Annotated in this window: 15 protein-coding genes and 1 pseudogene; 9 read left to right on the top strand and 7 right to left on the bottom strand. The window is 69.3% G+C overall.

All coding sequences use genetic code 11. The features are described 5' to 3' along the window. Positions 1 to 203: 203 nt before the first annotated feature. From gcrA to AC3WJT_RS09250, 5 genes are all read left to right on the top strand, one after another. On the top strand, positions 204 to 719 hold the full coding sequence (gcrA, locus tag AC3WJT_RS09270) for a cell cycle sigma 70 cofactor GcrA (RefSeq protein WP_492342821.1): 516 nt from the start codon (positions 204 to 206) through the stop codon (positions 717 to 719). 126 nt (positions 720 to 845) lie between these two features. Continuing rightward, entirely contained in the window at positions 846 to 2303 is a 1458-nt protein-coding gene (xseA, locus tag AC3WJT_RS09265) for an exodeoxyribonuclease VII large subunit (RefSeq protein ID WP_492342820.1), read from the top strand. Positions 2304 to 2330: 27 nt separating this feature from the next. Then, positions 2331 to 2546 (top strand): DUF2093 domain-containing protein, encoded by a 216-nt coding sequence (locus AC3WJT_RS09260; RefSeq protein WP_492342819.1) that lies wholly within the window; start codon positions 2331 to 2333, stop codon positions 2544 to 2546. A gap of 29 nt (positions 2547 to 2575) precedes the next feature. Further along, complete coding sequence (locus AC3WJT_RS09255) at positions 2576 to 3376, top strand: M23 family metallopeptidase (RefSeq protein WP_492342818.1); 801 nt, start codon at positions 2576 to 2578, stop codon at positions 3374 to 3376. Between the two features lie 90 nt (positions 3377 to 3466). After that, positions 3467 to 3961, top strand: a complete 495-nt coding sequence (locus AC3WJT_RS09250; RefSeq protein ID WP_492342817.1) for a response regulator — start codon at positions 3467 to 3469, stop codon at positions 3959 to 3961. On the opposite strand, the gene AC3WJT_RS09245 is transcribed toward AC3WJT_RS09250, so the two are convergent. Next, entirely contained in the window at positions 3952 to 4887 is a 936-nt protein-coding gene (locus AC3WJT_RS09245; RefSeq protein WP_492342816.1) for a lysophospholipid acyltransferase family protein, read from the bottom strand. The two genes, AC3WJT_RS09250 and AC3WJT_RS09245, sit on opposite strands and share 10 nt — an antisense overlap. Before the next feature lie 169 nt (positions 4888 to 5056). Between AC3WJT_RS09245 and AC3WJT_RS09240 the strand changes: the two genes are divergently transcribed. Continuing rightward, on the top strand, positions 5057 to 5443 hold the full coding sequence (locus AC3WJT_RS09240) for a helix-turn-helix domain-containing protein (protein ID WP_488899062.1): 387 nt from the start codon (positions 5057 to 5059) through the stop codon (positions 5441 to 5443). Positions 5444 to 5463: 20 nt separating this feature from the next. Here the strand turns inward: AC3WJT_RS09240 and AC3WJT_RS09235 are convergent. Then, positions 5464 to 5557 (bottom strand): annotated as a pseudogene (locus AC3WJT_RS09235) (hypothetical protein); the annotation flags it as partial. 43 nt (positions 5558 to 5600) lie between these two features. Between AC3WJT_RS09235 and AC3WJT_RS09230 the strand changes: the two are divergent. Beyond that, the gene (locus AC3WJT_RS09230; protein WP_492342815.1) at positions 5601 to 6413 is read left to right on the top strand and encodes an inositol monophosphatase family protein; all 813 of its coding nucleotides are present in this window, start codon (positions 5601 to 5603) and stop codon (positions 6411 to 6413) included. A 157-nt stretch (positions 6414 to 6570) separates the two neighbouring features. Here the strand turns inward: AC3WJT_RS09230 and AC3WJT_RS09225 are convergent, their stop codons facing one another. The 5 genes from AC3WJT_RS09225 to AC3WJT_RS09205 form a co-directional block, all read right to left on the bottom strand. Then, positions 6571 to 7512, bottom strand: a complete 942-nt coding sequence (locus AC3WJT_RS09225; protein ID WP_492342814.1) for an alpha/beta fold hydrolase — start codon at positions 7510 to 7512, stop codon at positions 6571 to 6573. Positions 7513 to 7522: 10 nt separating this feature from the next. Further along, complete coding sequence (locus AC3WJT_RS09220; protein ID WP_492342813.1) at positions 7523 to 7831, bottom strand: SCP2 sterol-binding domain-containing protein; 309 nt, start codon at positions 7829 to 7831, stop codon at positions 7523 to 7525. Positions 7832 to 7994: 163 nt separating this feature from the next. After that, positions 7995 to 8657, bottom strand: a complete 663-nt coding sequence (locus AC3WJT_RS09215) for a hypothetical protein (RefSeq protein ID WP_492342812.1) — start codon at positions 8655 to 8657, stop codon at positions 7995 to 7997. Beyond that, complete coding sequence (locus AC3WJT_RS09210) at positions 8654 to 9529, bottom strand: class I SAM-dependent methyltransferase (protein WP_492342811.1); 876 nt, start codon at positions 9527 to 9529, stop codon at positions 8654 to 8656. The genes AC3WJT_RS09215 and AC3WJT_RS09210 overlap by 4 nt, the downstream gene beginning before the upstream one ends. 82 nt (positions 9530 to 9611) lie before the next feature. Further along, positions 9612 to 10463, bottom strand: coding sequence for a class I SAM-dependent methyltransferase (locus AC3WJT_RS09205; RefSeq protein ID WP_492342810.1), 852 nt, complete (start codon positions 10461 to 10463; stop codon positions 9612 to 9614). 214 nt (positions 10464 to 10677) lie between these two features. Between AC3WJT_RS09205 and AC3WJT_RS09200 the strand changes: the two genes are divergently transcribed. Next, a complete protein-coding gene (locus AC3WJT_RS09200) occupies positions 10678 to 11142 on the top strand; it encodes an Hsp20 family protein (RefSeq protein WP_492342809.1) in 465 nt (154 codons plus the stop codon). Between the two features lie 309 nt (positions 11143 to 11451). After that, positions 11452 to 14745: a beta strand repeat-containing protein gene (locus tag AC3WJT_RS09195; protein WP_492342808.1), complete on the top strand. Its 3294-nt coding sequence runs from the start codon at positions 11452 to 11454 to the stop codon at positions 14743 to 14745. Positions 14746 to 14776 lie beyond the last annotated feature (31 nt).

Genomic DNA, 14776 nt, shown 5'->3' with positions numbered 1-14776 from the left:
GATCCGACCACGGCGCATTGTTCGCGTCCGGACGGATTCAACATCTAGTTCCTGTGGACAGGGTGATGGCGCCTATTGTGCCGGTTAACAGAAGGTTTACGATATGTTGTAGGCAGGGCGTCCAGCGGACGTCCGAGGCACAATATGTAGGGATCGGCTGCGCGGGGGCGTTTGCCGGCCCTCCAGTAGCAAAGGGTTGGATCATGGGCTGGACCGACGATCGCGTTGCGACGCTGAAGAAGCTCTGGCTCGACGGCCTCTCGGCCAGCCAGATCGCCAAGCAACTGGGCGGGGTCACGCGCAACGCCGTCATCGGCAAGGTGCACCGCCTCGGCCTGTCCGGCCGGGCCGCGCCGTCGCAGCCTGCCCGTCCGGTGTTCAAGGCCCCGCGTCCGGCCCGTCCGGTCGCCACCGCGCCGGCCGCGCCGCGCCGCATGGTCGCCGAGACCGTCAGCAGCACGCCGTCCGTGCCGATGCCCCAGCCGGTGCACCGCATCGAGGAGCCCGGCAGCGCCACGGTGCTGACCCTGGGCGCCCATATGTGCAAGTGGCCGATCGGCGATCCGTCCAGCGACGGCTTCACCTTCTGCGGCCGCCGCAACGGCGAGATCGGCCCCTACTGCCGTGAACACGCCCAGGTCGCCTACCAGCAGCCCCAGACCGGCAAGAAGAAGACCGGCCCGACGGAACTGGCCCGGTCGCTGCGCCGGTACATCTAGTTCAGGGGCGCGGCGCCACTGACGCTGTGGCCAGGGCGTAGGGAGTAGGGAATAGGGAGTAGTCTACCGCGCTATCAGCGCCATGGACTTGCTACTCCCTACTCCCTACGCCCTACTCCCTTCTTCATGACAGACTCACCCGACACCCCCGCGAGCAACGCCCAGGCCTATTCCGTCTCGGAACTGGCGTTCGCGCTCAAGCGGACGCTGGAGGACGCCTACGGCTTCGTGCGGCTGCGCGGGGAGCTGTCGAAGGTCACCAACCACGCCAGCGGCCACGTCTATCTGACGATCAAGGACGACAAGGCCGCGCTCGACGGCGTGGTCTGGAAGGGCAGCGTGCGCGGGCTGTCGGTCCGGCCCGAACAGGGGCTGGAGGTGATCGTCACCGGCAGGATCACCACCTTCCCCGCCGGCTCGCGCTACCAGATCGTCATCGAGAGCATGGAGGCGGCCGGCGTCGGCGCCCTGCTGGCGCAGCTGGAGCGGCTGAAGGCGAAGCTGGCGGCGGAGGGACTGTTCGAGGCCTCGCGCAAGCGGCGGCTGCCGACCATGCCCGCCGTGGTCGGGGTAATCACCAGCCCGACCGGGGCGGTGATTCGCGACATTCTCCATCGCATCCGCGACCGCTGGCCCTGCCGGGTCATCGTCTGGCCGGTCGTGGTCCAGGGCGACGCCGCCGCCGGACAGGTGGCCGCCGCGGTGCGCGGATTCAACGCCATGCATCCAGGCGGCCCTGTTCCGCGGCCCGACATACTGATCGTCGCGCGGGGCGGCGGCTCGGTCGAGGACCTGTGGGCGTTCAACGACGAGGCGCTGGCCCGGACCGTGGCCGAGAGCACGATCCCGCTGATCTCGGCCGTCGGGCACGAGACCGACACCACCCTGATCGACTTCGTCTCCGACCGCAGGGCGCCGACCCCGACGGCGGCGGCGGAAATGGCCACGCCCGTGCTGTCGGAGCTGAAGGCCCTGACCGCCGACTACGACCGGCGGCTGGCGACGGCGGGCGGGCGGCTGATCGAGGACCGGCGCAGTCGCCTGACCGGCGCGGCGCGCGGCCTGCCCCGGCCCGCCGATCTGCTGGCGATGGCTGGACAGCGGCTGGACTACGCCGCCAGCCACCTGACCATGGGCCTGCGCCGGAATGTCGATCTGCAGGCCGGGCGGCTGACCCGGGTCGCCGCGCCGTTGAGGCCGGCGATGCTGCAACGGCGGACCGAGCAACTCGGCGAGCGGCTGAACGCGGTGAACCTGCGCTTCAACGGGACCATCGGGCGGCGGTTCGATGTAGAGGCGACGCGGCTGGAGGCCATCGGCAAGCTGCTCCAGACGCTCAACCCGAAGCGCCCGCCCCGCCCCGGCTTCGTGCTGGTGACGCGCGCCGACGGCTCGCTGACCCCGAACGGGGCGGCCCTGGCCGCCGGCGAGACGGTCAACCTGATGTTCGAGGACGCGACGCGTCAGGCGGTCATCGATGGCCAGGGTGGCGCTCCTGCGCCCGCCCCGTCCGCTGCGGTCCCTCCCCGCCCGGCCCCCAAGCGACCCGCATCGCCACCGGCTGGTCAGGGCGACCTGTTCTAGACGCTCGCGAACCGCTACATTGGCTCCATGAACGCCTTTGACCGCGACCTTGGACGGGACATCGCCACGCTGCACTACGGCGATGGTGACTTCGCCGTCCTCACGCCCGGCCGCCACGTGATCTGCGCCGTCAGCGGCCTGAAGATCCCGCTGGAAGCGCTGCGGTACTGGAATCCCGAGCTGCAGGAGGCCTATGCCGGGCCGGCCGAGGCGCTGAAGCGCTGGCGGGAGCTGAACCCCTGAACCGGCGCGCCCTGCTGGGCGGACTGGCCATGGCGGGGCTCGCCGGCCCTTCGCTGGCCGCCGCTCCGGGCCTGATCATCTCCGGACGCTATCGCCAGGGCGGCTGCGCCATCGGCCTGACCAGCCCGCGGGCGGAGGTCAGTCTCGACGGGCAGATCGTCGCGACGGCCTCGGACAGCGGCTGGTTCTTCATCGGTTTCGACCGGGACGCCGCCCCGTCCGCCATGGTGAGCGTCCAGACGGCCGAGGGCTCGGCCTCGTACAGCATGACCATCGCGCCGGGCGACTTCGACGTTCAGCGGATCGGCGGCCTGCCGCAGAACCTGGTGACCCCGACCGACCCTGCGCTGCTGGAGCGGATCAAGGCCGAGGCGGCGCTGAAGGCCGTCGGCTTCGCCAGCCGCACCGACGACGACGCTTTCCGCGACGGCTTCGCCATGCCGCTGAAGACCTGGCGGCTCAGCGCCCGGTTCGGCGGTCAGCGAATCCTGAACGGAACACCGCAGACGCCGCACTTCGGCTCCGACCTCGCCGCGCCCGCCGGATCGCCGATCATGGCGCCGGCGGCGGGCGTCGTGGCGTTCTCGAATCCGTCGATGCACTACGAGGGCGGGCTGACGATGCTCGACCACGGCCAGGGCCTGATCAGCGTCTATCTGCATCAATCGCGCATCGATGTTCGGGCCGGAGACCGCGTCAGCAAGGGCCAGGTCATCGGCGCGGTGGGCATGACCGGCCGGGCCACCGGGCCGCACCTCTGCTGGCGCATGAAGTGGCGCGGACGCAACCTGGATCCGATGCTGATGGTCGGCCTCAAGGCGCCGGCCTGAAGGTAACGATTCAGAAGGGTGCGCACCCCTATCAAGCCTGAATCATAACAAGGCGTCGGCTATGTCCCGGCGCATCGATTCGAGGGCTCTATGGATTCCGGACTGGGCGCGCTGAAGGTATTGCTGGTCGATGACAACCAGCACATGCGCGCCATCGTATCGACGATCCTGAAGGGCGTTGGCATCCGCGAGGTGCGCGAGGCGCGCGACGGCGCCGAGGGGCTGCAGGCCCTGCGCGACTGGCCCGCCGACATCGCCATCGTCGACTTTCGCATGGAGCCGATCGACGGCGTCGAGTTCACCCGGATGGTGCGCAACTCGCCCGACAGCAAGAACCCCTATCTGCCGATCATCATGATGACCGGTTTCGCCGACCGTCCGCGCGTCTGTGAAGCGCGCGACGCCGGGGTCACCGAGCTGGTGGTCAAGCCGGTGACGGCCCGTTCGGTGATCGACCGGATTACCGCGGTGGTGTTTCATCCCCGGCCGTTCGTCCGCACCGAGGACTATTTCGGCCCGAAGCGCCGGGGCATCGACGATGCCTCCGCCGCGCCGGCGCCGGACGCCGTCGCGCTTCAGGCCTGAGCTTCCGAAGCCGCCAGTTCGGCGTAGGCCTCGTTGGGCCAGCGCCGGTGAACCCAGAACCACTCGCCCGGACGTTCGCGCACCCGGTCCTCGACGAAGGCGGTGATGCGACGCACGCCGGCCTCGATGTCGGCGGTGCGGTCGCCGGTGCGCTCCAGCACGATCGGGTCGTAGACCACCACCCGGAACCGCGCGCCCTTCGTCCGCTGCACGCACATCGGCTGCAGCACGGTGTCGAAGCGCAGGGCCAGCCGCGTCGGTCCGGGCGCCGTCATCACCGGGCGGCCGAAGAAGGGCGCGGCGACCCCGCCCCGGTTGAACTTCTGGTCGTTCATCAACGCAACCGAGACGCCCTTGCCCAGCGCCTCGAGCATCTCGCGGGCGCCGTCGCCGCCCTTGGGTGCGAACAGCCGCACGCCATAGCGGAACCGGCTGTCGCGGATGCGCCGGTCGACATAGGGATTGTTGGCCGCGCGATAGGTGATTTCGCAGTTGATGCCGGAATTGACGATGGCGGCGGGCATCACCTCCCAGTTTGAGAAGTGGCCCGAAACGAACACCACCGGCTTGCCGCCCGCAGCGATCTCGGCAAGCCGCTCACCGCCCACCACCTCGATCCGGCCCGTCGACGGCAGCAGCCGGTCCATCATGGGAAACTCGGCGATCGTGCGGCCGTTGCAGTCCCACTGTTCGGCCAGGATCCGGTTGCGCCATGCGGCGTCCTTTTCCGGGAACGCCAGCCGCAGGTTCTGGTCGGCGAGCCTGTGCGTCTTCGTCAGCGGCCCGATCAGGCGCGCCATCGCCCCGCCCAGCCAGGAGGCGGCGTCCACCGGCAGCAGCCGGAACAGGACGGTGAAGACGTCGAAGCCGAGCGCTTCGAGCCGCCACGCGAGGTCCTGACCGAATGAGACACGCTTGTCACTCATGGCACGTATCTAGCCCGCTTCGGGGCTGAGTGGGAATCGCGCCGGGCGTGATCCCCCCTGAGGCGCTTATCCACAGGCCGGGATCGCTTGGCGCGCGACTTGCGACCTTCAGGTCAGACCGTTTCGTTTCGGAACAGTCGCGGGTGCAACAACACGGGGGCGACAGCCCATGGGCAACGATATCGACGTTCACCTCGGCAAGCGGCTTCGTCGCCGTCGCCGTCTTCTCGGCCTGACCCAGCAGCAGCTGGCCGGCACGGTCGGGGTTCGCTTTCAACAGATCCAGAAGTACGAGTGCGGCGCGAACCGCATCTCGGCCTCGCGGCTCTGGCAACTGTCCGAGGCCCTCGAGGTTCCGGTCGGCTACTTCTATGACGGCCTCTCGGACGCTGACCGTCGCGAACTGCAGAGCGAGAGCTCCGGCGAAGGCGGCGAGATGTTCGCCCGCAAGGAAACGCTCGACCTGATCCGCGCCTACTACCAGCTCGGCGAGCGGCCCCGTCGCCGCCTGCTCGACCTGGCCAAGTCGCTCAACGGCGAGACCGACGCGGCCTGACCCCTGCCCGTGCCCATTCTGTCATCCCGGACGGTCCGCAGGGCCGATCCGGGACCCAGGATGGGCGGGGCGGGCTGGGTCCCGGCTCTCCGTTTCACTGCGGCCGGGATGACAGTTGATGGTTGTTGGCGGACATCACCGCCGCTAACCGTTGGGCATGACCCTTTCCGCTGACCGCCTCGCCGGGCTCGACGCCTTTCTGGTCGCGCTCAACCGCGCCTCGGCCGACGCCATCCTGCCGCTGTTCCGGGCCGACCATGGCCTGGAGAACAAGCTGGCGGGCGGGTTCGATCCGGTCACCGAGGCCGACAAGGGCGCTGAGCGGGCCATCCGAAAACTGATCGCCGAGCGCTATCCCGACCACGGGGTGATCGGCGAGGAATACGGCGAGGACCGCCCGGACGCCGAGTTCGTCTGGGTGCTCGATCCCGTCGACGGCACGCGGGCCTTCATCGCCGGCCTGCCGCTGTGGACCACCCTGATCGGCCTGCGCCATGAAGGCCGCCCCGTGCTGGGGTCCATCGGCCAACCCTATATCGGCGAGCTGTACATCGGCGGCCGCCAGACCGGCTCGCGCCTGATCAGCCGCGGCGGCGAGACGCTGTTGCGCGTGCGCGCCTGTCCCAGACTGACCGACGCCATCATCTGCACCACCGACCCCGCCATCCTGACCGGGCCGGAGCTGGGCGCCTGGACCCAGGTGCGGGCCGCCGCGAAGCTGGCCCGGCTGGGGCTCGACGCGTACGGCTATGCGATGGTCGCGGCCGGGACGATGGATCTCGCGCTCGACACCGGCCTGAAGGTCTGGGACGCCGAGGCGCCGATCGCCGTGGTCGAGGGCGCCGGCGGCTTTGTCGCACATTGGGACGGCTCGGAGGCGCGCTCAGACGGCGGCAAGTTCGCGTTCGTCGGGGATAGGGGCTGCCTGGAGGACGCGCTGGTGACGCTGAAGCGGGCGGCGGTGGATTAGCAATTTCCTGATGCCGTCATGGCCCGGCTTGTCCGGGCCATCCAAGAACACCGCTATCATCGGTAATGCGCGGATTGGTTCGCCAACGGCCAGCCGGGACCGCGTGCCTGGGTGGCCCGGACAAGCCGGGCCATGACGGATGAGGGATTGGTCGGCGTTAGAGCGCGGAAGTAACCGCATCGAACTCCCGCCAGAACACCGCGCGGATGGCGTCGGTTTCCTGCAGGATCTCGTGGTAGCTGCCATCGACCTGGAGCCAGCGGCCCTTCGGGATGCGGGCGGTGATTTCGCGCTGGTCCGCGTTGTCGACGAGGCGTTCTTCTTCCGCGCCCAGCACCAGAACTGGATAGGCTATCTGCGCCACGCCCGGCGCGCGCTTGAGCCAGGCCGAGGCGGAGAAGGCGAAGTCGAGCCAGCCCCAGGTGCCGGCGTTCAGCTTCAGGCCCGGCTCGGCGACGACCTGGGCCTGGTTGCGGGCCCAGCGCTTCGGGTCATGGGTGAGGACGTTGGTCTCGAAGGTGTTGGCGTGGGAATCGCCGGAGTCGCCGAGGATGTACTCGGTCGGTTTGGTGCGTGACATGATCCAGGCCAGCGCGCGCGCCGCGCGTTTGGGCCGGTTTCCGGTCTGCAGCCCCAGCATCGGCGCGGACAGGAACGCCGCGCTGAAGTCCCCGACCCCGTGCGCCAGCGCCAGCAGGGTCAGGCAGCCGCCCATCGAATGGCCGATGGCGATCCAGGGCTTCGGCAGGCGCGCCTCGAACGCCGCCAGCAAGCAGCGGTAGTCCTCGACGAAGTCGGCAAAGCCGTGGGCGTGGCCCTTGAGCGGATCCGGCAGCGGGCGCTGCGACAGGCCCTGGCCGCGCCAGTCATGGGCGAGGACGACGAAGCCCCTGCCCTGCAGTTCGCCGATGACCTCGAAATACTTCTCGATCGGTTCGGTGCGGCCACCGCTCAGGACCACCGAACCCTTCGGCGTTCCTTCCGGCAAAAATAAAGCGGCGCGGAGGCGATAAGCCTCCGCGCCGCTGAACCACTCCGCCGTTCCGTTGGCCGGAACGGGCGCCTCGGGGATGGATACCAGAGGCGCTGTGTCGGTCACTGACTGACCCTTAGGCCATCTTGGCGAACAGGGCGCCCATCTGCGGCTGCAGGCTCATGGCGAGACCCATGTCCGACAGCTTCAGGCGGCCCGACATGAAGGCCATCGTGGCGTCGAGCTTGCCGGCGCCCATTTCCATGAGGTCGGCCAGCGAGATGGTCATCGTCAGGTCGGCGGGCAGGTCTTCGTTCGAAACCGTGCCACCGTCGATGTGGACGAAACCGTCGCCCTTGAGGTCGAACTTCAGCGACTTGCCGAGGCCGGAATCGGCGCCAACGGCGGTCTTCACGCGATCGGTAATTTCTTGCAGCGTAGCCATTGGCGGCCTCCCGTTATGTTGCGTCGAAATCGATAAACGGGTCGCGCTCAACGCACAAGCGACCTGATATCGGCCGATAAAAAAAGATGACGCCAGCGCCACTTTTGCAGGACGAAAGCGACAGGCCGGGCCTTCGACATCCCCTGACGGTGACGCAGGCCGCCTACTTCCTCGGACCGAGCAGGGCGCGACCGGGGGTTTTGGGGAACTTCAGACTGGCGACGCCCGGCAGCGCGACCGGATCGTAGGCCGGCATGCCCTTGTAGAGCGGCAGCGGCGCGGTGCGGCCGTCAGCCATCACGGCGGACCCGCTGGTCACGCCGGCGAAGACCACCTGCTCGATCTTCGGCGCGGCGAAGCCGATGACGCCGGCCTTGGCCTTGATCGCGGTTCGACACTGGACGATCGCGGCGGCGAATTCGGCCGCGGGCACGGTGTCGGCCACGCGGGCCGTGGGCTGCAACTCCATGGAGAGCTGGAACTTCGAGGCCGGATCGGCCTTCACCAGCGTCACCTTGCCGTCCTTCAGGTCAGCCTGGGACGGCGTTTTCAGCAGACGCCCATCGCTCCCGACCGGGATCGGCGAGCGGGCGCCGCCGGCGCTGATCAGCGTCAGGGTCACCCCGGTCGCCGGCTTGCCGTCGCGGCGCAGGTAGTAGGCCATCACGAACCGCGAGCGGTCAGCGGCGGGGATGCCGAGGTAGAGGTCGAGGTAGGGGAACAGCTTCTTCGCCGGGATCGGCTCGCCCGGATCGGCGGCCAGCCCGGGACCGGCGGCCAGGGCGGACAGCGCCGCCCCGGCCAGGGTGCGTCGGGTCAGGGTCATTTCGGCTTCACCAGCTTGAGGGTCATGCGGTCGCTCTCGCCGATCGCGTCGTATCTGGCGTGATCAAAGCCAGGCTGCGCCGGCTGCCCGCGCGGCGCGGACAGCCGCGTCGGGGGCAGGGTCCAGACCCCGAACGGATGGTCCCGCGTGTCCTTGGGATTGGCGTTGATCTCGCTGGTCCCGGCCAGGATGAACCCGGCCTCCTTCGCCAGCTGGATGGCGTAGGCCTGCTGCACATAGCCGTCGGCGGCCAGCACGTCCTGGACCTGGCCGGCCTCGGCGCGGTGCTCCTCGATGCCCAGCACGCCGCCGGGCTTGAGCGCGGCGAAGGCGGCCTTGAAGGCCTTGTCAGCGACGCCGGCGGCCATCCAGTTGTGCAGGTTGCGCAGGAACAGCACCATGTCGGCCGATCCCGGCGGCGCGACCGGTCCGCTGGTCGGGCCGAAGGCGGTCACCGCGACCTCGCCGTAGAGCTTCGGTTTCGCCTCCAGTCTGGCCTTGAAGGCGTCGACGATCTGGGTCGCGACCGGATCGCTGGGCTCGAGATTGGCGGCGTAGAGCTTGCCGCCTGTCCCCTCGAGGAACGGCGCGATGATGTCGGTGTACCAGCCGGCGCCGGGCCAGAACTCGACCACCGTCATGCCGGGCTTCAGGCCCCACCAGGTCAGGCTTTCAACAGGGTGACGCCAGGCGTCGCGGGCGCGATCGGCGGGCAGGCGCCAGTCGCCGGCGACGGCGGCGGCGATGGTCTGCGGCCCCCCGCGCACGGCCTTGGCGGCCGGGACGTCGGCGGCTTTGGGCTTGCAGGCGGCCAGCAGCCAGGCGGCGCCGGCGACCACAACCAGCCGCCGCGAGGCTCCCGATGACGCCACAATCTTCGAGCTATCCGTCAACGCCGCCCCCGCACCGCAAGCTCCGGGCTTACCGCGCCCACCTGACCCGGTCAAAGCGGCGCTATTTGGGCTTCACGAAGCGAAGGGTCATGCGGTCGCTTTCGCCGATAGCGTCGTACTTCGACGAGTCGAAGGCCGGGTTGGCCGGCTGGCCTCCGGGCGCGGAACGGCGCACCGGCGGCAGGGTCCAGACGCCGAACGGATGGTCCTTGGTGTCCTTCGGGTTGGCGTTGACCTCGGAACTGGCGTCGAGCCTGAACCCCGCCTTCGCCGCGGCGGCGACCACCGTGGCGGTGGCGACATAACCGTCGGTCACGCCCGGCGTCTCGGGCCGGGGATCGGCGCGATGCTCCTCGACGGCCAGGAAGCCGCCCGGCTTCAGCACGGCGAAGAAGTCGGCCATCGACTTGGCCAGCATGTCGCCCTGGTACATGAAATTGTGGATGTTGCGGGCCGTGATCACCATGTCGGCCGAGCCGGGCGCGCCGAGCGGAGCGGAGACCGGGCCGAAGTCCGCGTACTGGATCGCGCCGTAGGTCGCCGCGTCGGCGAACTTCGCCTCGAAGTCCGCGCGGCCCTTGCGGGCGCCGGCGGAGAGCTTGGGGTTGGCCAGATCGGCCACGCCGGCGACATAGACGCCGCCGGTGGCCTTGGCGTAGGGCGCGAGGATCTCGGTCCAGTAGCCGCCGCCGGGCGACACCTCGATCACCGTCCTTTTCGGCTTCAGGCCCCAGAAGACCAGGCTGTCGTACGGATGCCGCGCGGCGTCGCGAGCGACGTTGGCGGGCGCGCGCCAGGACCCGGCGATGGCCGCCTTCAGGGCTTTGTCGCCCTCACCCGCGAGGGCCGAAAGCGGCCGGGCGGCCAGCAGGCCCGCGGCCCCGAGAAGCAGTCCGTGTCTGCGCGTGATCATCGCCGTTCTCCGCCTGATGCCGTTTGTGCAGCGAACCTAGCGGTCCCCGGGCGGCGATCAAGAGCGGGGGACTTGAAACCCGAAAACGGGCTCACCACCTCATTGGACGGAGGCGCTGGATGTCCGGGCCTCCCGGGTCACGACGAGGCTTTCGAGCTCGCCACCGGCCCGTACGTCAAAACCGCAACCTTGCTTTGAAAGAAGGACTGCACCCATGCGTACGATCGATTTTTCGCCCCTGTACCGCTCCGTCGTCGGCTTCGACCGGCTCGCCGCGCAGCTTGACGCCGCCGCGACCCAGGACAGCGCCGCCGGCTATCCGCCCTACAACATCGAGCGCACCGACGAGAACGCCTACCGAGTCGAGATCGCGGTCGCCGGCTTCCGTCCGGACGAACTGATCATCGAGGTGAAGGAGAACCTCCTCACCGTGACCGGCCGCAAGGCCGCCAATGACGACGCCCGCAAGTTCCTGCACCGCGGCCTGGCCGAGCGGAACTTCGAGCGCCGCTTCCAGCTGGCCGACTATGTGCTGGTGACCGACGCCAACCTGGCCGACGGCCTGCTGTCGATCGCCCTGAAGCGCGAGCTGCCCGAGGCGCTGAAGCCCCGGACCATCGCGATCAGCACGACCGCCGACGCCAAGCCGGCCCTGCCCAAGGCGAAGAAGGCCGCCTGACGGCCTGACGACAGAACGACCCCTCCGCGTTCGGGATCGGGCGGAGCCGCAAGGCTCCGCCCTTTTTCTTTGGCCTCTTGTCGCGGGGCGGTTGATCCGCGGGGCGGGATTTCTCCCGCCACAGGCGAATTCCACAATCCGGGTAACAGCGTTTGCCGGAATCCGCACCCTCGTCTTGCGCGGCGTTCCACGGCCCCGCCATGCTGCAGGCCGACGTTTTGATGTTGGCGAGCTGGCGCGGTCTGCCCAGGGCTCCGATCGGAGATCCAAGAAGGATATCGCGCCGGCCATCTGGGGGGCCGGTGAATCGTGCGTGGTGCAGTATTTGAATCAGACCCGGGCATCGCGACGATCGGCGCGCAGGCCGGCCGGAGGGGAGCGGACCCAGCCGCGCGCGCAGACGGCGCGGCGTCCCCGGGCGCGTCGACGTCCAATGCGCTGATCCTCGATCCCAAGGCCGGCGGCGACCAGCCGCAGGCGTTCGCCGGCACCGGCGGGCCGAGCGTGGGCTTCACGCCGACGGTCGTGCGGACGGGCGGTGAGATCCTCGTCAATACGGCCACGGCGGGCAATCAACCGCCACAGCAGATCAAGGCCCTGTCCAACGGCGGGTTCGTTGTCGTCTGGACAGATGGCAGCGGCACGGCTCCCGACACCTCCGGCTCCGCCGTGCGGGCGCAGGTGTTCACCGCCGCCGGCGCCATGGTCGGGACCGAGATTCTCGTCAATACGGCGACGTCCCTGAATCAGTCGTTTCCCACGATGACCGCCCTGTCGGACGGCGGGTTCGTGATCACCTGGTCGGACGGCAGCCTCACCGCTCCCGACACCTCGGGCGACGCCGTCCGGGCGCAGATGTTCTCCGCCACCGGCGCGAAGGTCGGGAGCGAGATACTCGTCAACACCATCACGACCGCCGCCCAGAACGGCCCCGAGATCACCGCCCTGTCGAACGGCGGATTCGTGATTACCTGGCAGGACAACAGCCTGACCCCGCCGGACTCCTCCGAAACCGCTATCAGGGCGCAGGTGTTCTCCGCCGCCGGCGCGATGGTCGGGTCGGAGCTGCTGGTCAACACAGCTACGAACAGCCTCCAGAACGCGCAAAAGATCATCCCGCTGTCGAACGGCGGCTTCGTCATCACCTGGGGCGACCTGAGCAGGACCGGCGGGGACACCTCGCTGAGCGCCGTCCGGGCCCAGGTGTTCACCGCTGCCGGCGCGATGGTCGGGACCGAGATCCTCGTCAACACGGTCACGGCCGGCAACCAGGCCATCGCCCGGATCACGGCCCTGTCGGACGGCGGCTTCGTGATCGTCTGGGCGGACGCCAGCGGGGCCGCGCCCGATACCTCCAGTGGCGCCATCCGGGCGCAGGTGTTCACCGCCGCCGGCGCGCCGGTCGGGACCGAATTCGTCGTCAACACCAGCACGAACGGCAACCAGTCCTTTCAACAGATCACCGCCCTGTCCAACGGCGGGTTCGTGGTCACCTGGCAGGACGCAAGCGCGACGGCCCCCGATACCTCCGGCAACGCCGTCCGGGCGCAGGTGTTCAGCGCCGCCGGGGCGAAGCTCGGGGCCGAGCTTCTCGTCAACACAGTCACAGCCAGCAACCAGGGCGGTCCCCAGATCAGCGCCCTGTCCACCGGCGGCTTTGTCATCACCTGGGTTGATGCCAGCCAGACACCGCCGGACATCGTCTCGAACGCCGTCCGGGCGCAGGTGTTCACGGCCGACGGCGCGATGGTCGGGACCGAGATCCTGGTCAACACCACCACAGCCAGCAACCAGAGTTCGCCGCAGATCACCGCCCTGCGGAACGGTGGGTTCGCGGTCATCTGGCAGGACCTCAGCGCATCGGGCGGGGACACCTCAGGCAGCGCCGTCCGGGCGCAGGTGTTCAACGTGGGCCCCTCCGCCGTCGAGCAGGTGGCGCTGGACCTCAAGAACACCGGCTTCACGGTCAGCGACCCTGACGCCGGCGACGTGCTGACCGTCACCCTGTCGACGAGCTACGGCCTGCTGACCGTCACGGCCGGAACCAGCGGCGCGAGCGTGTCCGGCTCCGGCACGGCCAGCGTCACCCTCACCGGCACGGCCGCCCAGATCGCCGCCCTGCTGAACAGCGACGGGACCAGCGCCGTCAGCTTCACCGCCAACACCGACACGCCGCCGGCCTCTGCAACGATCACCCTGGCGGCTGACGACGGCGCGGGCGGCACGGCCTCGACCAGCCTGATCCTGCCGATCGAGGACACGGCGGAGGGGGGCGGCTCGACTACCCCTACGGCCGGCGACGACACTCTCACGGGGACCGGCGGCGCCGACGCGATCAATGCCCAGGCCGGTGCGGATACCGTGGACTCCGGCGCGGGCAACGACACCATCGACGGCGGCGAGGGCGATGACGTCATCGATGCCGGCGACGGAGACGACTATATCAAAGGCGGCCTCGGCGCAGACACGATGCGCGGCGGCCTGGGCAACGACACCTATGTGGTCGACGACGCGGGCGATACGACCGACGAGACCGGCGGCGACGGCATTGACCTGGTGATCAGCAGGATCAGCTGGACGCTGGGCTCCGCGATCGAGAACCTGACCCTCGGCAACGGCGGCAACATCAACGGCACAGGCAACGCACTGGCCAACGTCATCACCGGCAACAGCGTGAACAACACCCTGAACGGCCTCGCCGGCAACGACACGCTCAGCGGCGGCGGCGGGGACGATGTGCTCAACGGCGGCGACGACAACGACACGCTCGACGGCGGGACCCAGAACGACAGCCTGAACGGCGGGGCCGGGGCGGACACGCTCAACGGCGGCGACGGACACGACACGCTGAACGGCGGGACGGGCGCGGACGCGATGGCCGGCGGGGCCGGCAACGACAACTACGTCGTCGACGAGGTCGGCGACACGGTGACCGAGGGCGCCGGCGCCGGGACCGACACGGTGTCGGCGTCCATCAGCTACAGCCTGACCGCCAACGTCGAAGCCCTGACCCTCACCGGATCCGGCGACCTCAACGGCACGGGCAACACGCTGGCCAATACCCTGACCGGAAATAGCGGGGCCAACACCCTCAGCGGCGGCGGCGGGGCGGATGTCCTGAACGGTCTGGCCGGCAACGACACCCTCAACGGCGACGCCGGCAACGACACGCTGGACGGCGGCGGCGACAACGACAGCCTCGCCGGCGGGGCGGGCCAGGACCGGCTGACCGGCGGCTCGGGCGCGGACGCGTTCGTGTTCACTGCGGCCGACATCCGCCGCACGGGACCCGGATTCGGCATGACGCCGGACAAGGACCAGATCCTTGATCTCAGCTTCGCCGCCAACGACCGGATCGACCTCAGCGGGATCGACGCCAACGCCCTCCTCGGCGGCGACCAGGCGTTCACGTTCGTCGGAGCCTTCACCGGCGTGGCCGGCCAGGCGACGCTGAAGCTCAGCGGCGGCAAGACCCAGCTTCAACTCGACGTCGATGGCGACCGCAAGGCCGACCTGATCGTCGAGATCAACGGCAACGTCACGGGAACCACCGCCAACCTCTACACCGGCGGCGGCGATGCGGACGGCGGCTGGGTGCTCTAGCAGGGCTGTCGAGCTGAACCGCGCCCCTGGA

The organism is Caulobacter sp. FW305-C-30-S16 (assembly GCF_058783025.1).
Note: the sequence above shows the minus strand (reverse complement) of the source record. Positions and strands in the feature narration are given on the sequence as shown.